Origin of the sequence: Mangrovimicrobium sediminis, from assembly GCF_004745945.1 — a bacterium.
Taxonomy (GTDB): domain Bacteria; phylum Pseudomonadota; class Gammaproteobacteria; order Pseudomonadales; family Halieaceae; genus Mangrovimicrobium; species Mangrovimicrobium sediminis.
In genome coordinates this window covers 263,766-286,679 of the sequence record NZ_SRLE01000009.1, presented here as the reverse complement: position 1 = coordinate 286,679, position 22,914 = coordinate 263,766, and the positions used below count along the sequence as shown (strand labels likewise).

Sequence of the window (22,914 nt, the reverse complement as noted above, 5' to 3'; positions counted from 1 at the left end):
TGCCCCGGGGCCGCGCGGCTTCAGTTTTGTCCGACAAACACGCCTGGCCGGATGCGCCGTGCGTCGATCACTTCCTGGTCCTTGAGCATGTGATCACAGCTGTGGCGCAGGATGCCCTGGCTCAATGCCGAGCGCGTCTTGTAGCCGGTGGTCATGCCCGCCAGCGCGCCGCTGACCATTTTCTCCGCCAGCTTGCCGAATAGGTTTGCCGAGCCCTCGCGCATCATGTTGTTTCGCTGTTCCGCCATGCCCAGCAGCTGGCCGTTGTAGAAGTAGTTGATCAGCGTGGTCCAGGCGCGGTGCCAGTCCTGCATGGTGTCGTAGTAGGCCTGCAGCTGCGCGGTCTCGATGCGCGAACGGCGGAACACCATGTGGTCCAGGGTGGCAGCCGCCTCCAGCGCCATGAACACGCCTGGGCTCAGCATCGGGTCGACAAAACCCAGGGCATCGCCCACCGCCACCCAGCCCGGGCCGAAGCCGCGCTCGGAAATCAGCTGGTAGTTGGCGTAGGTCGCGACGTCCGTAAGGTACTGGCGCCTGGCGCCTTCCACACGCAATAGCGGGCTGGACTCGATCGCTGCCTCCAGCCGCTCGCGCGGTGAACTGCCCAGTTGCCGGGCGATGCCGGCGTCGACCACCACGCCCACCGAGAGGCAATCGCGCAGCGGAATCTGCCAGGACCAGCCCTGGTCGAGGGCGGTGAGCAGCACCTGGCCCTGGAAGGCGGTGGGTGCCTCGAAGCCGGAGAAATGCGCGAAGTAGGCGGCGTCGTTGCGCCCGCCGCGGCGCGCTGGAATGTCCAGCAACCGGCTCACGCTGCGCGCGCGGCCGCTGGCATCGACGATCCACGCGGGCTGGGTGGCGCGGGTGAGGCCGGCCTGTGCCAGGGAGGCATCGCTGAGCTGCACTTCGCGCTCGCCGTCGGTACCGGGTTCGAGTTTTGCCTGCTCATCGACGAAGGTGATGCCGCGGGCGCGGGCGTGGTCGCGCAGCAGGTTGTCGAAGGCCGGGCGGGGGATGTTATACGCGCGCCCCGGGCGCCGCGCGCCGAAGTCCGGGAAACGGAAATCCACCCGCGTACCGTCGCCGTGGCGGAAGCCGGCGCCCAGTTTCAGCTCGGAAATCTGCGCGACCTCGTCCTCGATACCCAGCCGTTGCAGGTGTGGGATGACCGCGGAAATCAGCGATTCGCCGACCATCAGGTCGATGGTTTTCAGGTTGCTGTAGACAATACAGCGGTAGCCGCGCTCCTGCAGGAAGCAGGCGAGCGCCGAACCCGCCGGGCCGGCGCCGATAATCGCGACGGTATCGCGCATCAGCACAGGCCGCCGTTGATGCTGATGACCTGGCGGGTGATATAGCCCGCCTCGTCGGACATCAGGTAGCCGATCAGCCCGGCCACTTCCTGCGGCTGGGCGAAGCGGCGCAGGGGCACGGCCTTGAGGATCTCCTCGCTGGGCAGCGCGTCGGTCATGTCGGTTTCCACCAGCCCGGGCGCCACGCAGTTCACGGTGATCTTGCGCTTGGCCAGCTCTACCGCCAGTGCCTTGGTGGCGCCGATGACGCCGGCCTTGGCGGCACTGTAGTTGGTCTGCCCGCGGTTGCCGATGATCCCGGACACCGAGGCCAGGGTGACGATGCGGCCGCCGCCGCGGCGGCGGATCATGGGCATGACCAGCGGGTGCAGCAGGTTGTAGAAACCGTCGAGATTGGTGCGCACCACGCCGTCCCACTGTTCATCTGTCATGGCTGGAAACGCATTGTCGCTGTGCAGGCCCGCGTTGCAGACCACGCCGTAGTAGGCGCCCTGTTCCGCGATGCGCGCCTCCAGGCACTCGCGCACCTGCTCGCGCTCGGCAAGGTCGAACTGCAGCAGGTCGGCGCTGCCCCCGGCCGCCTCGATTTCCGCAACGACTGCCGCCGCGGCGTCTTCGCTGCCGCGATAATGCACGCTGACGTGAAAACCGTCGCCGGCCAGTCGCAGGGCCGTCGCCCGGCCGATGCCGCGGCTCGCGCCAGTCACCAGAACCTGTCGTTTTTCCATAGTGTCGCTACTGTCGATTCAGTTGGTGCGCCAGTGCGCTGGCGCCCAGGAAGTTTACGCAATTTGCCACCAGCAGGGAAAAACCGAAGCTCTGCACCACCGGGATATTGCTCGCCGCCAGCAACCCAAAGGACAGGATGCTGGTGGCCGCGGAGACTGCCACGGCGCTGTTGGCCTGGGCCGACCAGTCGCGCATCTCGTAGACGAAGATGCCGTAGTCCAGGCCCAGGCCCAGGGCCAGGAACAGCGCCATGACGTGGAACAGGTTGAACGGCACGCCGAGCACGCCGAACACCAGCAGCACGGCCGCTGTGGCGCACAGGGGGATGAGTATCACCAGCAGCGCGTGCGGGCTGCGGTAGAACCACAGCAGGAACAGGGCGACCAGGCCGTAGGCGCCGGCCAGCAACATCAGCGCGCTGTGCTTTTGCTGGCGCAAAGCCGCGGACGTCGCCTCGATGGCGCGGTAGTACTGCACGCCGGGCAGGCTGTCCGCCACTGTCGCCAGCGCCTTCGCGTCGACGCCCTTGCGCAGCAGGACGATGTTCACGACGCCGTTGTTCTGCTCGTACCAAAGCGGCGGCGCCACACCCGCGGCGACCAGGTCAGCCGGCGACGCCGCCGCGTGATCCGCGTAGTGGTGGTAGGCCGTGCGCAGTTCGCTGACCAGTGCGGCGGGCAGGCGCAGTTGCTGCGCGACGATCTCCAGCGCGCCCTGCGGCCCGTAGAGTTTTTCCTGCAGCCGGTAGTTTTGCCGTTGCTCCTGCGGCGACGGCAGCAGGGAGGAAAGATCGAGGAACTGCGCACTGTCCAGCGCGGGGCTGGCGTTGACAGCGGCGTCGAAGGCCTCGCTGCGCGCGTAGACTGCCCCGGGGGTATCGCCTTCAACCAGCACGAAGCTGGCGGGCTCGTACTGCGCGGTGGCCTCGGCGATTGCCGTGTCCATCGCCACCAGCTCCCGGTCCGCGTTCAGGAACAGTGCGGGGTTGTCTTGCGCGTCCAGCAGCCACAGTGCGGAGGCGCCGCCGGCGAACAACACGGCGCCGGCCAGCACCGCCGTGGCAGTGCGCGAGAGATACCGCCAGGGCGTCGCCAGCGCGTTCACCACGGCAGCCACCGCCGCCTGTTGTACACGCAGGCGCTGCGCCACCAGCGGGCACAGGGCGATGACCACGAGCATCGCCAGAGCCAGGCCCACGCAGGAAAACAATGCGACCTGGGCGAGTACGTGCAGGTGCGACAGGGCCAGTGCCGAGTAGCCGACCAGCGAGGTCGCCAGGCTCAGCAACAGGGCGCGGTAGAGGTGGCGGCGGCCGCCTGTGCCGGCGCGGTCGGCGTGGAAAAAATAGTGCAGCGAGTAGTCGATGACCACGCCGATCAGGCTGGCGCCGAACACGATGGTGATGATGTGAACACCCGAAAACACCAGCTGCGTCGCCGCGAACGCGCCCGCCACACCCACCGCCACGGACAGCACCGGCACCAGCAGGGCCCAGGGCGAGCGGAAGATCAGCAGCAGCAACAGCACCACGGCGAGCGACGAGATACTGCTGATGCGCGAGATGTCCTGGCGCGAATCGCGCGCCGCGTTCACCGCGAAGAAGAACACGCCGCTGTGCAGCACTTCTACCTCGGGGAATTGCTCGGCCAGTGCCCGCTCGAGGTCCGCGAAGGCGCCGGCCAGCGCGGCCTGGCCGGCCATGTCCAGCGGGTTGTCGAGGGTGACGCTGAGGTAGGCCATGTTGTCCGGCAATTCGCTGTCGGCCGCTGTCACTGCGGCGAACATCTCGAGCAGCGTCGCCGAATGCCAGCCCAGCGGATCGCTGGCGAAGGGCAGCAGCTGGGGCGCCGCGGCGAGGCCGTAGCGGGCGCGCAACGCCTCGTCGGCGATGGCCGCCGCGTCCAACTCGCCCAACTGCCGGCGCTGGTCGGCGGTGAGCAGGCCGAGGCGATACTGGTCGAAGAACTGCTGTGCCTGCGCCAGTACCTGTTCGCCGCCGGCCAGTTGCACTGCGTCCATGGTCTCCAGCTGTGCCTGCAGGAAGTCGGCCGCGTCCTGCGCGGTATCGGCGTCCGCAGCGGACAGCAGGAATACGACCCGCCGCTGCACATCCTGCGCGACGCCATCGACGGCCTGTCGGGCGAGGGGCGAGAGGTCGACCTCCGGGGCGAGCCCGGCGATATCCGTTTCGATATGCAGCCGGTCGTAGTTGAGTGCGAGCCCGGCGAGTATCGCCGCCAGGCTCGCCGCGAGCAGCCAGCGCGCCCAGCGGGACAGACTGTCGGGGGGCGCGCTGGCTGTCATGGGGTGGCTGCGGGCTGCTCCGCGTCACCCGCGAGCAGGCGGCAGGCCTGCGTACCGGCATCCAGCAGTTCGGCGCAGCGCTGGCCGAGCAGTTCGCTCGTGGCGAATACTTCTTCCTGCTGTGCCCGCACCAGGATGACCTGCTGGTCGCGGGTGACGATTTCCACCGTGACACCGGGAGTCTCATCCATGCCGTCGTCTGTCGCCAGCCGGCGCAGCAGCACGTGATCCAGCGCCCGGCGCAGCCGCCGTGAGCGCGGTGCCATGTGCAGCGATTCGTCATCGTTGGCGCTGAGCTCGAAGTCCTCGCGCAGCCGTTCCTCGTCGCCGCTGATCATGGCCAGCATCAGGTCGCCGATGGCGGATTGCAGTTTGCCGGGGCGTTGCGTCGCCGCGCCGTCCGGCGCGACTGCGTACTGGCGGCCATCCAGGGTCATCACCAGCGTTTCCGGCAGCGGGTCGCGGGTCGCCCAGACGATGCCCGCATCGCAGTCGAACAGGTAGTAGCCGCTGGAGACCAGCGCCTGGTCCAGGCCGGGAATGGATTTCTCCTGCTCGAAAGCGCCGCCAAATCGGCAGTCGGGGTTGTCGAGCACGGCGAGTTCGCGGCCCGCGGCGCCGCACCAGGGCAGCAGGCAGAGCAATGCAGTCAGCAGGGCGTGCGGCGGTGAGGGGGTCATGCGATCAGCGGGCGCCGAGGACGCGCTCCACGCTGGCGACCAGGGCGTCCGGGGCGTCGTACTGGATCACGCCCTGCGGCGATACCGCTACCTGGCTGGTGCTGCCCTTGGTGAGTGTCTCCCCCGAGTCGATGTCGCGAATGCGGTAGGTGATGACCAGCTTGTTGCGCCATTCCTCGAGTTTCGCGGATACCTTCACGCGCTGTCCGAACACGATCGGGCGCAGGTATTTGAGGTCCATTTCGATGACCGGGAAGAAGTAGCCCATCGCCTCCATGTCGGCATAGTTGATGTGCAGCTGGTCGAGCAGTCGGCAGCGGGCGATCTCGAAGTACTTCGGGTAGTTGCCGTGCCATACCACGCGGTAGCTGTCCACGTCGTGAAAGGGGATCTCCAGTTCCACTTCGGCAACCGACAGGTCCGGCATGTCAGTCCAGGGCCTGCAGCACGTCGAGCACGCCGCCGACTGTGCGCGTGTCGCGGAACAGTTCCGGCTCGATATGCCGGCCCCGCGACTGGCGCAGGCGCAGCAGCAGGTCCATGGTATCGATGCTGTCGATGTCGAGGTCCTCGTAGAGGCGGGCGGTCTCGACCACCGCCGCGGGCTCTGTCTCGAACAGTTCCTGCAGGGCGGCGGCCAGTTCGGCGTGCAACTCTTCGCGAGTCGGGGCGCTGGGCATGTCGGGCATCCTCGAAGGCAAACGTCCCATCATACCATTTTGTCCTGCGCGCCCGGCGCTGCGGCGAGGCGGGTGTGGAAGTATTCGCGCAGGTAGCGGGTCAGGGTACGGTACTGGCGGGTGCGCGGGGCGCTGGTATCGATGCAGTCGCCGCGCACCAGTTCCGGCTCGATGACGATATCCAGCTCCGGCCTTTCACTGGGCAGCTGGTACCACTTGTCGCCGCGCTGCAGGATGCGCGGCCGGCAGTGGATCACTACCGGCAGCACCGGGCTGTCGGCCAGTACTGCGAGGTTGGCGGCGCCGCGCCGGAAATCCAGTTCGAGGTCCGAGGTGTTGCGCGTGCCCTCGGGAAAGATCAGCACGTTCTCCCCGGCGTGAAGTCGTGCGCAGGCCTGCTCCATGAGGTCATCGGCGTCGGCCACCAGGAAACCCGCCTGGGCCAGGGTCATGCGGGTGAAAATGTTGCGCGCCAGCCCGGGTTTGGCGATGCAGCACACGTCGGGGACGTAGGCCATGACGAACAGCGCATCGATCAGCGTGGGGTGGTTGGCGACAATCACGTGGCCGGCGACCGGCGCAGTGCTCCTGTCCGTCACCGTGAAACGCAGCAGCCCGGCCAACTGCATGAAGTTCATGTAGAAGCGGCACAGGTAGCGAATGCTGTCGCGGGTGATGCGCTGGCGGCGGGTGCTGTCCAGGGGGAGTATTTTCAGGCCCAGGGCGAGCGCGGCGGGGATGGACGCCGCCACGGCGAATATCAGGTAGCAGATTCCCGCGGCGAGTACCCGCCAGCTCAGCAGCGGCGCCCTCGGTGCGGCTAGCGGCAAAAACACTCGACCTCGAAGAGCAGGTCCGAGCGACAGATATCCGCCTGTACGTAGTTCTTCTGTGCGGCGGGAAACGCCGCGTCCAGCGCCTGCGCCACGCTGGCCCGGTCCGCGGGGTTGCGCAGGTAGACGCGCATGCAGGCCATCTGGTCGGCGCGCGTGCCGGTCTGCTCGAGCAGGTGAGACACGTTGTCGATGGTCACTTCCAGCTGCCCCTGCAACTGGTGCGGGAAACGGGTCGCGTGGCCGACGATGCTGGCGGTACCGGAGACGAACAACAGGCGGCGCCGGCCGCAGTCGACGCTGGTGGCGCGGGCGAAGGAGGGGCTCGCGATGCCGTACTGCCGCGGGTACTCGAAGGCGTGTACCTGTTTGTTGTTGCCGTGGTGCTCGCCGGGGATATCGCTCGCCAGCATCTGCACGACGAGCTCGGAGCCTGCGTGCCCGACCGCGGAGGCGGCGGGAAAGTGCGCCTCGGTCACAGCCATCTCGCGAAAGGCGTGCAGGCGCCCGGCGCAAAAGCGCTTGTAGGTTTCCTCGTCGCCGACGCCGCTGTTGATGTGCGGAACAAAATTCCAGAAACGCAGCAGGTGCGGGTGCTCCCCTGCGGCCTGGAAGCGCAGCAGTTCGAGGTAGATGTCCCGGGTGACGGCACTGGCATCGGCGCCCGTTGGCAGCGGCGCCGAGACCTGGGCGAACACGAAACCGCCGACTCGCGACCAGCGCACAGGTCCGTGGCTGCCGACTTCGGCGTCTGCGGCGGGCAGCAACCAGTCCTCGCAGGCATCCGCGGGGAGTACCGGCAGCAGCGCGCAGGGGAAGTCGCAGGGCGCGGTATCAGCTGGCGGTTCGCCAAAGGTGACCCGCGCCAGCAGGCCCTGCCCCGGCGGCACCGGCGTGTCGGGATGCGCGACGCGCTGGGCGAGGGTCTTACCGGCGTTGGGTGCGCGCGCGGGTGAGCTTAGGGTGTGGTTCGGTTGCCGCATGAGCTGTCGTTCTAATCAGGGTCTGTCCCGGTGGTTCTATTCCAGTGTTTCAGGGTTCGGCAAGCCGTCCCGATACGCGCTGGTGAAGTCGATTGCAGATGACTTTGATTGGGCTTGTAGTCTAAACTACAGCCCCTCCATAAAAAAATGCTTTCGCAGGAAAACCCTTGGTAAATCAGTCATCCTTTGAGCAGGAGATAGCCGCTTTACTGGTCGAAGTGTTGGATCTCGAGGACGTGCGTCCGGACGAGATCGACCCGGCCGCGCCCCTGTTCGGCGAGGGCCTCGGCCTGGACTCCATCGACGCGTTGGAGGTGGCCCTGGCGATATCCCAGCGCTATGGCGTGCAGATGAAAGCCGAAGAAGAGAACACCCAACAGGCTTTCTCCAACCTGCAGAAACTGTGCGAATTTATCGACAGCAGGCGATAGCCGTCGCCACCGCATGACCGAGTCCGCTGACGACTCACTGCCGCTGCTGTCCCGCCGGGACGACACCCCCTTCGCCGTGCTCCTCTCGCCCACCGCAGCGCTGGCGCGGCAGGCTCCTGTGGTATCCACCGCCCGCTTCCGCCGGCACGTGTTGGCGCTTGCCGAACAGCTACCCGCGGGCGAATTCGCGATCAACCTCTGCGACAGCCGCTACCTGTTCTGCGTGGCGTTCTGCGCCGCACTGTTGCGCGGCCATACCAACCTGCTGCCGCCGAACCGTGCGGCACAGACCCTGGCCACGCTGGAACGCAGGCACAGCTGTTATTACCTTGTCGACGGCGAAGTGGTGGACACGCAGCTGCCAGTCCTGGACCTGGCCGGGTTCGAATTTCCCGATGGCGAGGCGCCGGCGCAGGCGCTGGACATTCCCGGGGACCACATCGCCGCGGAGTGCTACACCTCCGGTTCCACCGGTGAATCCAAGCCGATTCCCAAGCGTTGGTCCCAGCTGGCCAGGGCCAACGCCGTCAACGGGCAGCGTATGCTGGAGGACGGCGGCGAGCTCGTGTTCCAGCTGGCGACAGTGCCGCCGCAGCATATGTGGGGGCTGGAGACCAGCGTCATGCTGCCCCTGCATCACGAGCTCACCATGACCGACACGCGGCCGTTCTACCCCGCCGATATCGTCGCGCAACTGCAGCGCCTGCCGACACCGCGAATGCTGGTTTCCTCGCCGATTCACCTGCGAGCGCTGCTCGCCCACGACCCGCAGACACCGCTGCCGCAACTGCAGCGTGTGTTGTGCGCGACAGCCCCGCTGGGGCAGGCATTGGCCGCCGACGTGGAAGCCAGGACCGGCGCCCGGCTGGTGGAGATCTACGGTTGCAGCGAGCTCGGCTCGATGGCCAGTCGCGCCACCAGCGAGACCGAGGTCTGGTCGCTGTTTCCCGGTTTCAGCATGTGGCATGACGAGGGCGGTGCAACACTGGCCAGGGCGCCGCATATCGAGGAGGTTGCGCACCTGGGGGATCACCTGGAACTGCTGGACGAGAGCCACTTCCGGCTCGCCGGTCGCACCGAGGACCTGCTGAACATCGCCGGCAAGCGCGCCTCCCTGGCGGAGATCAACCGCGTGCTGCTGGAGTTCGACGGAATTGTCGATGGCGTGGTGTTCGCGCCGCCGCAGCGCGCGGAGCAGCGGCTGGCGGCGCTGGTGGTGTTCAGGCCCGGCGTCGACAAGTCCGCCCTGCTCGCACACTTTCGCGGCCGCATCGATCCCGCGTTCATCCCGCGGCCGATAGTAGATGTCCCCGGCCTGCCCCGGGCAGACAGCGGCAAACTGCCAAAAGAAGCGGTGTTGGCGCTGTACGCCGGGCGCGGCCGGCAGGCTTCCTAGCCCCTGGCGGCCGCGCTTCGTCGGTCAGGGATTCGGTGCCAGGGCCTGGCGGATTTCCGGCGCGTTGAACATGCGCCCGAGCTTGGTGGAAAACGCGATCGCCGCGGCTTTCGCGTTGCCCGACTCCATCCCTGCGCCGCCGAGAACTTCATCCTTGCCGGACGCCGTGGTGCTGGCGAGTCGCGTGGCCTGTTCGTCGTAGACCGACAGTTCCAGATCGTAGCTGAGGCCGAAATTCATGTAGGCGTCGGTCTTCCACTCGCGCACCGTCAACACGACGCTGCGCGGCAGGGTGACGCCCTGGATCGCCGTGGTCACGGCGGTGAGGGAGCCGTCACCTACTTCCAGTGCCACTACTTCGTAGCCGTTTTCCTTCAGCTCCCGCGTGATCGCGTCGGCCATTGCGTCCGCCAGCGGTTTGCCGCTTTGCGTGGTCACGTCGAAGGGGTTGCCGAAACCGCCGCGCTGCAGGCCGACGAAATCCGGTTGCTTGTCGCCGTCGAGCACATAGGGCCGCTGTTCCACCACGGCCAGGCCGACGTTGCCTGTGCCCTGCACCGGCAGGTCGACGGCGGCGCCGCCGTAGTCGTAGGTGTTGCCAACAGCACAGCCTGCGATTAGTACGGGAAGTGCCAGGACGGCGAGTCGTTTCATCATCATGCGGGTATCCTGCCTTTTGCTGTTATCGGGATTTGAAAATTTCGCTCAGCACTTCCTCGACCATTTCCTCCGGGGGGCGCCTGGCGAGCGAGGTCCGGTGTACCTGGCCGGACGCGAGTACGTAGTCGGTGTCCGGGTCGCGCAGCTGTACCCTCAGCGTGAGCATGTACATGGTGATATCCCACATCCACTGGTCCTGGTAGGTGACCAGGGCGTCCACTGCGTCAGGCGCCGGGGCGGTGTCGCCGTGTTCGACCTGGTAGCCCATTGTGCCGAGGCGGTCCGCGATAAGGCCGTCGATGCCGCGTTCATCGGCGGGCAGCTTGAGGACGTACAGGTGCTTGAGCGTGTCGAGGTCCACGTTGGGGTCGACGTCGGAGGTCAGTGACGTGTTGACGCAGCCGGCGAGGGTGAGTGCGGTGAAAGCGAGGAGTGTCCGCGCGAGAGCGGGAAGTCGAACGAGGCGGGGCAGGGCGCCTCGCGAAACGGTGTCTGGCATATTGAATCCTGTTCTTCCGTGAATCGTGGTGCAGTCCGCGCACGACCGCAGGCGACCGGCGCAGAAGAGACTTTACCCAATAAAGCTAGGTGGTGCTAGCTTTTGAGCTGGGCCGCTGGCCCCGCCCCGAAAAATCCTTTCCCGGGGCGCGCAGATTATTCCGCGAGCGTCACGACGTCGCCGAGAAAAGTCACGCCGGCCATGATGCTGCCGTTACCGCATTCGAATTCGGTGTCGCTGACGAAGGTGTTCTTCTTGTAGTAGCTGCGAATATTGATAACCGCGTTGCCGCCCTCGCGGGCGATGCGGTCCTGGAAGCTGAGCATGGCCGACAGGAAAGCCCACTGGCAGGCGTATTCGTCGGTTTTGTTCACCGCGTTGGTCTTCTTGTTGGACATGAACTCGCCGTGCTTCTCGACCACCGCCGCGTGCGGCTGGTTGCCGAACTTGAAGGTGTAACCGCGATTGAGCTTGGCCTTGGCGTCGGCCAGGTTCATCGCGTCGGCGATCGAGTAGTGGTTGCGTTCGTCCTTGGCCTGCGCGCCGATGGCGCCCGCGCCCAGTGCGAGTGCGGCGGCCAGTGCAATGATTTTTTTCATCTGTGTGTCTCCAACTCGGTGCGGCCTCCCCCGTGGAGCCGCGCGTCTTTTCCCCACCCGCCAAGGCGCATGGCCCCCGCACCTTAATACAAATGCTGGAGCAAATCACGGCAGGCTTTGGTCGGTAACGGCGAGATGGGTGCTTGGCACCCGCGGCCGGGATTGGCTCAAGCGGGCAGTTGGCCACATATTGCAAAATGGCCGGATTGCATTATTTTTTAAGGTTATGGCGCCGCACGGCGCCGGAGGCAGGGGGAACAACTTGGACGGGCTGGACAGCCGCATAACCGAAATGCTCAACACGCACTCGGCGAGTTTTTCGCCGGCGCAGGAACAGGGCATGGCCGAGGTGTACGCCCAACTCAAGGACATCGCCCACCGCCAGCGGCTGAAGGTGAGCAAGCACGGCCTCAATACCACGGCCCTGGCCAACGAGGCCTGGCTGAAGTATTCGGATCGCCCGCGCGACTTCAACGACCGCAAACACTTCTTCGCCTACTGTGCGGTGGCCATGCGCCACATCCTCTACAACCTGGCCCGGCACAACCGGCTGGCGACTATGGTCGACGTGGACCAGGAGTTGCAGCGCCTGCCGGTGTACGAGCAATCCGAGTTCCTGGTGGACATGGAGCGCCACCTGGTCGCGCTGGAGGCCTACTCCCCGCGCCTGGAAAAAGTCTTCACCTACCGCTTCTTTGGCGAGATGGAAATGGCGGAAATTGCCGAAGTACTCGGTGTCAGCGAGCGCACTGCGCTGCGCGACTGGAAGAAAGCGCGGGCAATGCTGTCCGCGGCGCTTGGCGGGTGAGCGACCTGCTCGACAAGTGGCGGCGCATCGACGCCGCTCTGGATAGCGACGACGAGCAGGGTGCCGACGAGTGCCTGGAACGGCTGGGCATTACCGCGCGCCTGCTGGACGAATCCCTCGATACCGCCGCCGGCGAAGTGCTCGGCCAGGCCTTCGGCGGCGACAACGTCACCGCGGAGATCGGCGGTTCCCGCTACCGGGTATTGCGGCGTATCGACAGCGGCGGGCAGAGCGAGGTGTTCCTCGCCGAGCGCGCGGACGGTGTCTACAACCGCACGGTGGTGATCAAGCTGCTCGCCGGCCACTACCACCGCGGCCTGATGCAGGAGCAGTTCCTGCGCGAGATGCAATTGCTGGCGGACCTGCCGCACCCGGGTATTGTGCAGATTCTCGACGGTGGCCTGGGCGCGGCGGAGCGCCCCTGGCTGGTGCTGGAATACATCGACGGCCCGCACTTCACCGCCTACTGCCGCGAGCAGCAGCTCGACTGGCGTGGGCTCGCACGGCTGGTGCGCGATCTGTGCGAGGCCCTGCAGTTCATCCACCTGCGCGGGGTGGTGCACATGGACATCAAGCCGGGCAACGTGATGGTGCGCGATATAAACGGCACCGCCTACCCGGTGCTGATCGATTTCGGTATCGCGCTGCAGGCGGCCAGCACTGCGGACGATACCCCCGGTGCGGTGTTCGGCAGCCGCGGCTACGCAGCGCCGGAGCAACTCGCCGGCGAACCCGTGGATGCGCGGGCAGACCTGTATTCCCTGGGTATGTTGCTGGCCCAGGCCTGCCTCGGCGACAGCGTGGAAAACGTCGGGCAGTTGCCGCCAGAGGAGCGCATGGCGCGGTTGCGCCGGGCCGGGGTGCCGCGCGACCTGCGCGATGTCATCGGCAAGTGCACGCGGGAAAAACCCGCCGCGCGCTACGCCTCGGCCGCCGCCCTGCGCACCGACCTCGACGCCTGGCTCAACGACCTGCCGCTGGCGGTGGGCCGCCATCGCCCCTTTCACGTGGCGGCCAAGGCGCTGCGCCGGCATACCCTGGCGGCATCCATCGCCGCGCTGGCCCTCGCTGGCACCGCCTGGGCAACCTGGAAATACACCGCCGATGTCGGTGCCCTGCAACAGGCCACCCAGGCGGAGAAGCACGCCGGCGACCGCCTGTTCAACTTCATGCTCGGCGACCTGTTCGACCGCCTGGCCCGGATCGGCCGTATCGACCTGCTGCAGCTGGTGGCCGAGCGCAGCATCGAGCACCTGGCGCGGCAGGACCCGCGTACCCTGGACGACCCGGCCAGGTTGCAAAGTGCCGTGGCTTATACCAATGCGGGCCGGGTGTTCGACGCCCTGGAGGAATCCACTGCCGCGCTGGATGCCTACCAGCAGGCCCGTGCCATCCTTGCCCAGGTGGAGGATCGCGAGGCGCACCGTCGCGCCTTGCTGGAACAGCGCTCGCGAGTGCTCATCCTGGAAAGCGAAACGCGCGCCTCCGAGGGCCAGCGGGAGCAGACTGAAGCGGTACTGCTGGAGGCCGCCAGCCTGGCCGGCGAACTGGTGGAGCGCCACCCGGATGCCTCGCGCGAGCCGCTGTGGGAGGCGCAGCTGCAACTGGGCTGGCACTACATGGAATACGACCAGGGCGACGCCGCGGGGGAGCACCTGCGCGCGGCGCTGGCGATTGCGGGGGAGATGGTCGAGGTGGAGGGCGGCACCCGCTGGCTGCTCGACGAATCGCACTCCTGGCAGGCCCTGGCCTGGCACGCCTTCGACTACGGCGAGCCGCGCGACGCCCTGACCGCGCTGGAGCGGGCCCTGGTGATCGCGCGCCGCGCTCGGGGCGCCGGCGATGACATCGAGACCCTCGACAACCACCGTATCCTGCTCAACCAGCAGGCGTACATGCTCACCCAACTCGGTGACTACGCTGGCGCCGACGCCGCGATGGTCACCGCCATCGAAACCGGCGAGCGTCTGCAGGCGATGGCGCCACAAAACCGCGAGTACCAGCGCGAGCTGGCCTATTCCTTCACCACCGGCGGGGAGACCGCCGAGCGCCGCGGCGACGACGCCACCGCGCTGCAGCGCTACCGCAGGGGCCTGGCCATATCCCGGGAGATTGCCGCTGCGGATGCGGGCAGTTTCACCGCCGCCAACGACCTCGCCGTAGACCTGGTCAGCGTCGCCAACCTGACCGCGAAGCTGGGCGGGCGCGAGCGGGCCGAGGCCCTGTGGCGGGAGGCGGCGGCGCTGATCGAGCCGGTCTGGCGGCAGGAGCCGGACAACAAATACTACCAGTACACGCTGGCCGTGGCCTGGCTGCAACTGGGCCGCCACGAGGAGGTTCGGCCCCTGGTGGCGGCTATCCAGGCATCCGGTATGGCTGACCAGCCCTTCAACGACCTGCTTGTCCAGCAGGGGTTCGAAGTAAAGTAAGCGCTCACATCCGGGGCTTGTCTGGGCCCCCTCCCCAAAAATTTTTCATTTTTTTTCGCTGCGCGTGTCAGTTGTGGCGCCCCTGGCGTGTTTTACCTCTTGAATGACCCGGATTCTGCCCGGCCATTTACAAACAGAGGTTTCCACGCAATGAACCCACGTTTCGAACAGGGAGCAGCACGACAATGATTATGAACAAGCAGTTTGCCGTCCACATGGCGGGCCTCGCACTGGCTGGGGCTCTCACCGCACCGGTCCAGGCACAGTTGAAAACCGACGTCGCCGCCGCGAGCTTCAGTGCGGGCATCGAGGGCGAGTACGCCAGCCTGCCCGAGCTGGCGCAGAAGATGGTGGAGAACACCCAACTCGCCGCGATCACTTCTCGTGGGGAGAAGATGATCATGGTGGTCGGGGTGGTCGACATCGAGACCGGGCATGTGGTCTACGGCTCGCTGTCCGAGCCGATCCTGGCCAACCCGGGCAAGAGTGCGCTGATCGAGATCGGTGCCGGACGCCTGGTGTCGTCCTGGCAGGCCTTTGAGGACCCGATCTTCGGATTCGAGGATCCGCTGTTCGGTTTTGAGGATCCCATCTTTGGTTTCGAGGATCCGATTTTCGGTTTTGAGGATCCCATCTTCGGTTTTGAAGATCCCCTGTTTGGTGGGGAAGCGCCGCCCAGCCTGGAAGCGGTCTGGGGTACCAACGGTGTCGCGTTCAAGCCCCAGACGTCCGACGCCTACTACGGCGGAGTGGGAAGCCGCGAGGCCCAGAACCCAGAGCAGGTGCTCTACGGCATCTGGGGGGTGGGCGGCGCCAGTTATGAAGGCCCGGCCGAGTACATGCTGATCGTTGCGCCGCTGTCCCTGGACGCCGGATCCGAGGTCGGTTATTCGGCCGCGATTCTCCCGTTCACCGCCAACCGCAAATAGACCGGCGCGAGCCGAGGAGAGATTCATGTTCTACCGTAAATCTATCGCGCCGACATTCGCGCCGGCGCTCGGCCTGGCGCTGTTGTTCGCTGCTACACCGGCAGCGCAGGCCGCTCCCGCGCCGGATTACGACCTGAACCACGCGCGCTCTGTCGTGACCTTCGGCCTCGACTCCAGGGTCTGGCAGGGAGTGGGGACACAGACCACCGACTACACCTTCGGCAGCGGCTTTCGCGCCCATGTGACCGGCGAGGGTACGACCACCGGTTACCCCGGCTCCGCCATGGCCAACGTGCACATCGAGAAGGTCGGCACCAGTGGCGGCGGGAACCATCGCAGCGCCTCCACGTACACCAAACTCGAGTACTACGTGTCCATCCTGCCGATCTACCCGGAGTACGCGGAGCTGGACAGCATCAACCTGGCGCTGACCACCATGGCCAGCCGGATAGGCGGCGACTCGCAGAGCAACACCGGCACCCAGGGCTACGGCCGGGTGCGGGTGACCAACATCCTCGGTGACCAGACGGTTGTCGACTACAACACCGATGACGAGGCGTTCTTTGACGACCCGTTCTACAACGGGGAAAAGGTGACCAACACCTACTACCTGGACGGTATACCGACCAATGCCGTGTTCCATATCGAACTGACCGCGCTGGCGGAGGCGATCATCGACCCGATCAACAACACTTCGGCGTTCTCGGAAGTGTGGGTCGACCCGCTGTTCGAATTCGACCAGGCCGCCTACGACCTCGCGCGCCTGTCGGACGAGAACCTGCCGGATATCCAGCTCGCGGACTACTTTTACTTCGGTATCTCCCCGGGTATGGAGGTGTCTCCGGTGCCGGTACCCGCCGCGGCCTGGTTGTTCGGCTCGGCGCTCATGGGTCTGGCGGGCGTGGGGCGCCGCCGGCGCACCTGAACAGGCCGGCGCGCCGGGCCTGGTCCGGCGCGCTTGCAATGTTCAATGCTGGCCAGCCACCTGGCGATGCGGTCTGGCCGGACTCTTGGTTGCGCGTATTCGCTCCCCCGTTAAGCGCCCGGTGCAGGCCATTGACTGCCAGTGCCTCACTTCTCAACAGGTTCACCAACGAGTTCCGACCAAGCCGGCGTTCACACCAGTCTGTTGACAACCCAGTATCCACAAAGATTGTAGGTGATCGTTCGGTCACTTGTTCCGCAGTAAGTGGCCACCTGTACACAAATCGCACCAGAATGATTGCTGCCGTACATTGCTGGAAGTCAATTTCCTCCTAAAAATCTTCAGTTTCAACGCCCGATGAATTGTTTCTGTGAAGAGCTTAACAGTGTCGAGATTTGCCTGGCCTCTTTGCATTGCCAAGGCTAATAGGCTGGGACAGAATCATTCGATTCATTGGATCTTGCGCCCTGAACAGTCCTCCTGGATGAGTTAAGACTTAGGCGGTTCAAGTATTAACTTAAGGAGGATGTAAGAGTTGCTCAATCTCTACGTACGACTGCTTGACGCTGCTGAGCGCTCACATCTGAACCGTATTCTCTATCGGTTGATGGTGGAATCCCGCGGCCAGTTCCGTATGGTCGAGGCCAGCGAGGCGAATGCCGTCGTCATCTCCCCGGATGATCCCGGGAGCATGCGCCTGATCGACAGCAAGAAGATCGTTCCCATCGTCTACGGCCCGACACCGGTGGACGGGGTGGAGTGGTATATCCCGAAACCCGGCAGCAGCTCGGACGTCGCGCAGACCATCCTCGGTGTATCCGCACTGTTCCAGCCCCAGGAACCGGCCGCGAATACCGAGCTGTCGCAGACAGAAGCTGCGCCGCCGGCACATGCCTCAACGCCGCCTCGCGCGGCGGACAGCGAGACCTTCAGCCTGGGCAGTGCGGAGTCCTTCGAGTACTCCCGCGTCGTCGATGTGCTGCAGTGCGCGCGTGAGCAGCAACAGAGTGTCGAATTGACTTTCGCCGGAGCCGGACCGGTGTACTACCTGGCGACTACCGACGACGTGTATGGGACGTTTACCGAGATTGCGGGTTTTCTTGCCACCCGTGAAGCAAGCGAGAACACGGGTAGGACTTACCAACAACGCTCGCTGGATGACGCCTCCCTGCGTCGGGTAGTCAACAAGCCGAATTTCTTTGGCTACCGCATGGAGTCCCTGGTCTGGCATGCGGCCCTTGCCCTGGACGATGCCAGGATTGTGGATACGGCCGCCTGCTACCGCCTGCGCAGGTGGCCGAACTTCGCCACGCTCACCTACGAGCACTGGTACATGAAAGCGGCGGGGATCCTGATGAGATCCCGGATGAGTGCACAGTCCCTGTCCGTCGCGCTCGATGTTCCGCTGGACCAGGCCTGCCGTTTCATGTCCGCCTGTGACGCTCTGGGTATTCTTGAACTGGCCGGGTCCGGCGAGCAGGCCGGCAGCAGCAGTGCGGTACCGGTTAAGTCGAAAAAATCAGAAAAATTGCTCGGCAAGCTGCTCAAGAGGTTTTTCGCAAAATGACAATGACAGAAAACTTTCTGGACCTCGATGGCGTTGAAAGCAGCGACATCAAGATCGTGTTCTCCGGCCCTGTCGGCGCTGGTAAAAGCCAGGCGATACGAACCGTCAGCGACATCGAAGTCGTGCAGACCGATGTTGTGGCTACCGACGAAGTACAGGATTCCAAGGAAACCACCACCGTCGCCATGGACTACGGCGAGTTGCAGCTGGACGCGGATACGACGCTCGCGCTCTACGGCACGCCGGGCCAGGAGCGGTTTCGGTTCATGTGGGACATCCTGATCAAGGGCGCGCTGGGCGTAGTGTTGATGGTCGATGACTCCGCCCCCGACCCGCTCGGCGACCTGGAAACCTACCTGCAGAACTTCAGCCATCACATCGCCCAGAGCACGGCGGTAGTCGGGGTGACCCACACTGACGTCGCCGCCAGCTCGGGGATGGAGAAGTACTACGAGTACATGGAACAAAAGGGATACTTTTTCCCGATTTACCCGATCGACGCGCGCAAGGCTGAGGACGTGAACCTGCTGCTTCAGTCACTGACTGCGATGCTGGAGATTGGCGGATAGACATTACCGAGTGAAAGAACATGACGAAGTTGTCGGTTGAACAAGCGGCAGAAATCACCAGGCCATGCCTGCTAGAAACCATGGATCGCTACAGCGCGATCGACGCGATGCTGGTGGTGAGTGTCGACGGGCACATGATCGCCAACCACATGCGGGAGGAAAAGCCGATGCGACGCCTGGCCAGCATGGGCAGCTCGCTGATGTCCCTGGGCGATACGGTGACGGAAGAGTTGAACATGGGTGCGTGTAAGAACGTGGTTATCGAGAACGACCTCGGCCACGTGGTGTTCCGGCACGTCAACAAGATACTTGTACTGGTGGCTGTTACGCAGTCCCCGGGCGGGTTGGGAATTCTCCTGAGTGCATCGAAGAGTTGCGCGGAGAATGTAGCAAAAAACTTCAGTGCTTTAATTTCTTAAACAGGAAAACGTGTTATGTCTTTACAGGAAACAATGAACACAATGCAAAGGAACGTCGACGGCGCCCTCGGCGCAGCGGTAGTCGACGTGGACACTGGCTTGATGCTGGCGGCAGCGCACAGTGTGCCGTACTTCACCCAAACCTATCTCGACGCAGTGGCCGCCGCTGCGGTAGAGATGATTCGCGGCAAGAACGTGCGCGCGGTCGAGGAACTGCTTTCCAGCCAGCGCGGCGAGGAAGTGACCAACTCGATTGAAGAAGTGCAGATGAGCACTCCTGGTACCTACCACTTCATGGCGACCTGCAAGGGCAAGCGCAACGTGCTGGTGGTCCTGATTACCTCAAAGAAGGCCAACCTCGGTATGGGCTGGGCTGCCGTGCGCGGCAAGCTGGACGAAATCGAAAGGCTGTCCCCGTAACCTGGCATGCCAGTGAGTATCGGCCGTCGAGCGCTGTGGTTTGTCCTCGGCGGCCTGCTGTTTCCCGTGTGAGCCTGCACCCGTGCACTCCTGTCTTTCTTCCCACGAACTCCTGTTATTTCGCCGTATCCTGGTCGACGTGCACCGCGGTTTGTCAGTGCGAGGCGATGACGTAGATCGACTCATTGGCGAGAGCCTCTATCGCGATGCCGGCCTGGCCGCGCTGCTGCCAACAGACCCGGCCCAGGCACGCCTGAAGGTCGTTGCCACCCTGAAATTCCTCGGCAGCCTCGCGGAGCGCGATTTCAATCCCGTAAGGCTCAAGTCCATCACCCGCCTGCATCACTCGCTGGGTGTGCGCGAGCGATCACTGCTTGAACTGTTCTCGGGAAAATTTGTCCTGCTGTGCGAGCAAGTCTGTGGCCGGTACTTCGCGGCAGACGAACACGCCGTGTGGCAACAGGTATTTGCCCGCACGCTCGCCGCTATGAACCAGTGTCTCGATGAGCTGGACAGCGAAGCCGACAACGACAGCGGCGAAGATGACTTCCTCCAGCAACTGGGTGGGCGAGCCGTGATCGACGCGGTGCACCGCCGGCTCTACGACCGGCTGTTCGATGACGCCTGGATCGGCCAGTTCTTCTACGGCAAAAGCAAGACGGCGCTGGTGAGAAAGCAGACTGAATTCACGCTCCACTATTTCGGCGCCCTGGCGGACTACACCTCCGAGCCGCCGCAGCGCCTGCATATGCACATGTATATCGACGAAGAGATGTTCGACATCCGGCACGATTATCTCAAGCGCTCCATCGAGGAGGAGGGCGTGCAGGAGTCCCTCAAATTGCTGTGGCTGGACTTCGACGAATCCTTCCGGCCGTCGATCACCAAGGCCGGCGTCGAAACCTGTGTCATGCGCTGTCCCGGCCAGATGCCGATCGTACCGCGCAAGCCCCAGGACTACAGTCCGCTGTGAGCATGGAATCCGGCAGCGCTGCACGCGCGCTTGAAATCATCGAGGTCGGCGGGGCCGGTCGCTACTCGCTGGAGGACATCGATGCCCTGCTGGCACGCGGCAAGATGCCGATGAGCCACGGCGGCGAATTCACCGGCAGGGTGAGCACCACGCTGTTCACGGACCAGCACAACATCCTGAAAGTGAAGGCCTTCCGCGGGAACTCGGAAAAGGGGACGCGCACCTGGGTGTCGTCCAGGGTGCAGACTGAGCGGGATTTCGGCCTCTACCACCCGGATAAGACCTGGTGCCTGGTAGAACTCGACGGCGAGGTATTTCCCGCCAACATCATGCCCTACCTGGACCCGTTGCATCAGCTGCTGGAGACCGGAGCCCAACTCTCCGGGCAGCGCAGCCACAGCCTGCCCGAACACGATCAGAAGGTCTGGGCGCTGTGCCAGGTCATCGACATGACCCTGAAGAAGGCCGGCGAAAAGGTGTGCCTGGATGCGGGCCTGTCGAATTTCGGGTACTGCCCGGACCGGCAGACGATCTATTACATCGATGACGACACCTACCAGTGGGACCGGTTTACGTCGTTCTCCCACGTGCTGCTTGTGTACCTGAGGCAGCTTCCCTGGGTCACCCCCGACGATATCGATGTGATCAATGACCAGATCAGGCAGTCCGTGCTGGCCTACTTCGACAACGACCCGCTGGGCCTGTACGTCATTCACGAGCGGATGAAATCCCTGTTTATCGCCGAGGAAAAACAGCCGCTGCTCGATCGCCTGCTGCTGAACCTGCGTCCGCCGCCAAAATCGCGGGCCGTGCGCAAGGCCGTCCCGGTCTACAATCCGGAAAAAAAGCTGGCGGTGTTCGGCGACATCCACGCCAATGCGCCGGCGCTCGAAGCGGTGCTGGCGGACATCCGCCGCCAGGGCATTGAGCAGGCTATCGTGGTCGGAGATGTGGTGGGTTACGGGCCGCACCCCGCCGAGTGTGTCGAGCTCATGCGCCGCAACGACTTCATGGTGGTGCGCGGCAACCACGACCATGCGGCGTCCTGCGCCTCCACCGGCGGGCGATTCTCAAAGTCCGCCACCTGGGCGATAGAATGGACCGTGAACACCATCGGCGATGCGGACAAGGCATGGCTCGCGGATATCGACACCCACCTGCAGTGCGAGCAGTTCATTGCCATGCACGGCGCACCGCGCGACCCCACCTTCTTCAACGCCTACGTCTACGCCTCCACCTACGAGAAAAACCTCGACTACATGGTGAGCAAGGACCTGGCCCTGTGTTTCCACGGCCACACGCACATGCCCGGTGTGTACCTGCGCCCGAACAAGGGAATGGACCGCTTCGAGGACGGCGACGTGGTCGATATCTCCAGCGCCCAGGCCTGCCTGGTGTCACCCGGTTCGGTGGGTCAGCCGAGAAACCAGGACTGGCGCGCGCAGTATGCGGTGTTTGATTGTGCTGACCAGACGGTCACTTATCATCGCGTCTCCTACGATCTCCAGTCCGTGGTGCGGGATATGCACGACCGGGAATTTCCGGCTTACGTTATGCACCACCTGGCCCGTTTTGATCCGGATCCAGGAATGATCTCCCGCTGATCGACAGATACGCGTTGGGTCCAACGCTGGTCGGCTCGCCTGCCTTTCCCTGGCATGAGGGGCCCGGGATCAATGAATTCGGACGGCTCGGTGGTCCCCTGAAATTGCACGGCGCCGATGCGCCAGGTAGAGATTCCCTTTGGTACCGCGGGGCACTTGGGTCAGCGCCCGCGCTCCCGGTAGTGGCGTGCCTGCCTGCAGACCCGCATTATCGGCATTGAGAACCGAGGAGGTTTAACCCATGCGTATACGGAAGTTGGGCGCCACTGGCCCGGTGCCGAAGTGCGGCGAGCAGGGCGAGTCGTACAACGAGGTGGCACAGGCCGCCGTCGCGGGCGTTCGCGCCGGTGAGTGATCCGGCCTGCGTTCTGGTTCTGGGTGCCAACGGCGCTGTCGGGCGGTTGGTCGTCGAGCAGGTACTCGCCAGCGGTGCCAGGGTGCTGGCGCTGGTTCGCGATGGTTCCGTGCTACCCGTTGAACTGTGCGAGCGCGACAAGCTCGAGATCCTCCGCGGCAGCATCCTGGAGATGAGCGATGCACAGCTGGCGGCGCTGTTGGCGCGCTGCACTGCCGTGGTTTCCTGTCTCGGCCACAATCTGAGCATGCGCGGAATCTTCGGCCCGCCCCGACGCCTGGTGCACGACAGCCTGCGGCGCCTGTGCAACACGCTGGAATCAGCCTCGCTCGCAGAACCGTTGCGGCTCGTTTTGCTCAGCACGGTGGGCTACCAGAACCATGTCGCGGGTGAATGCGTTTCGCGTCGCGAGGCGGTGCTGCTCTGGTTGTTGCGCCACCTGGTGCCACCGCACGCGGACAACGAGGCGGCGGCGAACTATCTGCGCGATGAAATCGGTACGCAGCATCCATCGATTCAGTGGGTGGCAGTGCGACCGGACGCTTTGCTCGACGGCCAACCTGAGGTCGGCGTGGCGGCCTTTCCGGCACCGGTGCGCAGCGCGTTGCTCGACCCCGGCCGGACACACCGGGCCAACGTTGCGCGCTTTATTGCCGGACTGCTGGATAGCGAAGCGAACTGGGAGGAATGGCGGGGCCGGATGCCCGCAATCTACGATCTCGATGCTGTGCCCTGAGCAGACCGCCGAGCACGCACGCCTGGTGCGGGAGGGCCACAGCCCGAAGGCCCATGTATCGGGTCCAGGG

General features: G+C 64.7%; 24 protein-coding genes. 13 read left to right on the top strand and 11 right to left on the bottom strand.

The features are described 5' to 3' along the window. Nucleotides 1-20: 20 nt before the first annotated feature. From E4634_RS14195 to E4634_RS14160, 8 genes are read right to left on the bottom strand one after another with little or no spacing between them, the layout of a single operon-like run. Entirely contained in the window at nucleotides 21-1,316 is a 1,296-nt protein-coding gene (locus E4634_RS14195) for an NAD(P)/FAD-dependent oxidoreductase (protein WP_135445004.1), read from the bottom strand. Next, a complete protein-coding gene (fabG, locus tag E4634_RS14190; RefSeq protein ID WP_135445002.1) occupies nucleotides 1,316-2,044 on the bottom strand; it encodes a 3-oxoacyl-ACP reductase FabG in 729 nt (242 codons plus the stop codon). Before fabG ends, E4634_RS14195 begins: the two co-directional genes overlap by 1 nt. Nucleotides 2,045-2,051: 7 nt before the next feature. Continuing rightward, the gene (locus tag E4634_RS14185; protein WP_135445000.1) at nucleotides 2,052-4,349 is read right to left on the bottom strand and encodes an MMPL family transporter; all 2,298 of its coding nucleotides are present in this window, start codon (nucleotides 4,347-4,349) and stop codon (nucleotides 2,052-2,054) included. Next, on the bottom strand, nucleotides 4,346-5,029 hold the full coding sequence (locus tag E4634_RS14180; RefSeq protein ID WP_135444998.1) for a hypothetical protein: 684 nt from the start codon (nucleotides 5,027-5,029) through the stop codon (nucleotides 4,346-4,348). Before E4634_RS14180 ends, E4634_RS14185 begins: the two co-directional genes overlap by 4 nt. Before the next feature lie 4 nt (nucleotides 5,030-5,033). Further along, the gene (locus tag E4634_RS14175; protein ID WP_135444996.1) at nucleotides 5,034-5,456 is read right to left on the bottom strand and encodes an acyl-CoA thioesterase; all 423 of its coding nucleotides are present in this window, start codon (nucleotides 5,454-5,456) and stop codon (nucleotides 5,034-5,036) included. Nucleotide 5,457: 1 nt separating this feature from the next. Then, nucleotides 5,458-5,709: an acyl carrier protein gene (locus E4634_RS14170; RefSeq protein WP_135444994.1), complete on the bottom strand. Its 252-nt coding sequence runs from the start codon at nucleotides 5,707-5,709 to the stop codon at nucleotides 5,458-5,460. A gap of 29 nt (nucleotides 5,710-5,738) precedes the next feature. Next, entirely contained in the window at nucleotides 5,739-6,539 is an 801-nt protein-coding gene (locus E4634_RS14165; protein ID WP_135444992.1) for a lysophospholipid acyltransferase family protein, read from the bottom strand. Beyond that, nucleotides 6,530-7,525 (bottom strand): chorismate transformation FkbO/Hyg5 family protein, encoded by a 996-nt coding sequence (locus E4634_RS14160; protein ID WP_135444990.1) that lies wholly within the window; start codon nucleotides 7,523-7,525, stop codon nucleotides 6,530-6,532. Before E4634_RS14160 ends, E4634_RS14165 begins: the two co-directional genes overlap by 10 nt. Nucleotides 7,526-7,692: 167 nt before the next feature. Here E4634_RS14160 and E4634_RS14155 point away from each other — a divergent pair, with 167 nt between their 5' ends. Further along, complete coding sequence (locus tag E4634_RS14155) at nucleotides 7,693-7,956, top strand: phosphopantetheine-binding protein (RefSeq protein ID WP_135444988.1); 264 nt, start codon at nucleotides 7,693-7,695, stop codon at nucleotides 7,954-7,956. A gap of 13 nt (nucleotides 7,957-7,969) precedes the next feature. Further along, nucleotides 7,970-9,352, top strand: coding sequence for an AMP-binding protein (locus tag E4634_RS14150; RefSeq protein ID WP_135444986.1), 1,383 nt, complete (start codon nucleotides 7,970-7,972; stop codon nucleotides 9,350-9,352). A gap of 24 nt (nucleotides 9,353-9,376) precedes the next feature. On the opposite strand, the gene E4634_RS14145 is transcribed toward E4634_RS14150, so the two are convergent. The 3 genes from E4634_RS14145 to E4634_RS14135 form a co-directional block, all read right to left on the bottom strand. Beyond that, nucleotides 9,377-10,012, bottom strand: a complete 636-nt coding sequence (locus E4634_RS14145) for a YajG family lipoprotein (RefSeq protein WP_135444984.1) — start codon at nucleotides 10,010-10,012, stop codon at nucleotides 9,377-9,379. A 22-nt stretch (nucleotides 10,013-10,034) separates the two neighbouring features. Next, nucleotides 10,035-10,511, bottom strand: a complete 477-nt coding sequence (locus E4634_RS14140; protein WP_135444982.1) for a hypothetical protein — start codon at nucleotides 10,509-10,511, stop codon at nucleotides 10,035-10,037. Between the two features lie 155 nt (nucleotides 10,512-10,666). After that, nucleotides 10,667-11,110 (bottom strand): excinuclease ABC subunit A, encoded by a 444-nt coding sequence (locus E4634_RS14135; RefSeq protein WP_135444981.1) that lies wholly within the window; start codon nucleotides 11,108-11,110, stop codon nucleotides 10,667-10,669. Here E4634_RS14135 and E4634_RS21515 point away from each other — a divergent pair. The 11 genes from E4634_RS21515 to E4634_RS14080 all read left to right on the top strand — a co-directional run bounded on the left by E4634_RS21515 (nucleotide 11,058) and on the right by E4634_RS14080 (nucleotide 22,844). Then, nucleotides 11,058-11,918 (top strand): ECF-type sigma factor, encoded by an 861-nt coding sequence (locus tag E4634_RS21515; protein ID WP_135444979.1) that lies wholly within the window; start codon nucleotides 11,058-11,060, stop codon nucleotides 11,916-11,918. The two genes, E4634_RS14135 and E4634_RS21515, sit on opposite strands and share 53 nt — an antisense overlap. Continuing rightward, complete coding sequence (locus tag E4634_RS14125) at nucleotides 11,915-14,347, top strand: serine/threonine-protein kinase (protein ID WP_135444977.1); 2,433 nt, start codon at nucleotides 11,915-11,917, stop codon at nucleotides 14,345-14,347. The genes E4634_RS21515 and E4634_RS14125 overlap by 4 nt, the downstream gene beginning before the upstream one ends. A 185-nt stretch (nucleotides 14,348-14,532) precedes the next feature. After that, entirely contained in the window at nucleotides 14,533-15,276 is a 744-nt protein-coding gene (locus E4634_RS14120; RefSeq protein ID WP_135444975.1) for a hypothetical protein, read from the top strand. Nucleotides 15,277-15,301: 25 nt separating this feature from the next. Next, nucleotides 15,302-16,201, top strand: coding sequence for a VPLPA-CTERM sorting domain-containing protein (locus tag E4634_RS21705; RefSeq protein WP_206046891.1), 900 nt, complete (start codon nucleotides 15,302-15,304; stop codon nucleotides 16,199-16,201). 535 nt (nucleotides 16,202-16,736) lie between these two features. Next, on the top strand, nucleotides 16,737-17,768 hold the full coding sequence (locus tag E4634_RS14110) for a hypothetical protein (protein WP_135444974.1): 1,032 nt from the start codon (nucleotides 16,737-16,739) through the stop codon (nucleotides 17,766-17,768). Further along, nucleotides 17,765-18,337 (top strand): GTP-binding protein, encoded by a 573-nt coding sequence (locus E4634_RS14105; protein WP_206046890.1) that lies wholly within the window; start codon nucleotides 17,765-17,767, stop codon nucleotides 18,335-18,337. Before E4634_RS14110 ends, E4634_RS14105 begins: the two co-directional genes overlap by 4 nt. Before the next feature lie 20 nt (nucleotides 18,338-18,357). Beyond that, on the top strand, nucleotides 18,358-18,756 hold the full coding sequence (locus tag E4634_RS14100) for a roadblock/LC7 domain-containing protein (RefSeq protein WP_135444972.1): 399 nt from the start codon (nucleotides 18,358-18,360) through the stop codon (nucleotides 18,754-18,756). Between the two features lie 42 nt (nucleotides 18,757-18,798). After that, nucleotides 18,799-19,176, top strand: a complete 378-nt coding sequence (locus tag E4634_RS14095) for a hypothetical protein (protein WP_240725190.1) — start codon at nucleotides 18,799-18,801, stop codon at nucleotides 19,174-19,176. Nucleotides 19,177-19,333: 157 nt separating this feature from the next. Further along, nucleotides 19,334-20,149, top strand: coding sequence for a group I truncated hemoglobin (locus tag E4634_RS14090; protein ID WP_135444968.1), 816 nt, complete (start codon nucleotides 19,334-19,336; stop codon nucleotides 20,147-20,149). 2 nt (nucleotides 20,150-20,151) lie between these two features. Further along, complete coding sequence (locus tag E4634_RS14085) at nucleotides 20,152-21,753, top strand: metallophosphoesterase family protein (RefSeq protein WP_240725200.1); 1,602 nt, start codon at nucleotides 20,152-20,154, stop codon at nucleotides 21,751-21,753. Between the two features lie 347 nt (nucleotides 21,754-22,100). Continuing rightward, nucleotides 22,101-22,844, top strand: a complete 744-nt coding sequence (locus tag E4634_RS14080) for an NAD(P)-dependent oxidoreductase (protein WP_135444964.1) — start codon at nucleotides 22,101-22,103, stop codon at nucleotides 22,842-22,844. Nucleotides 22,845-22,914 lie beyond the last annotated feature (70 nt).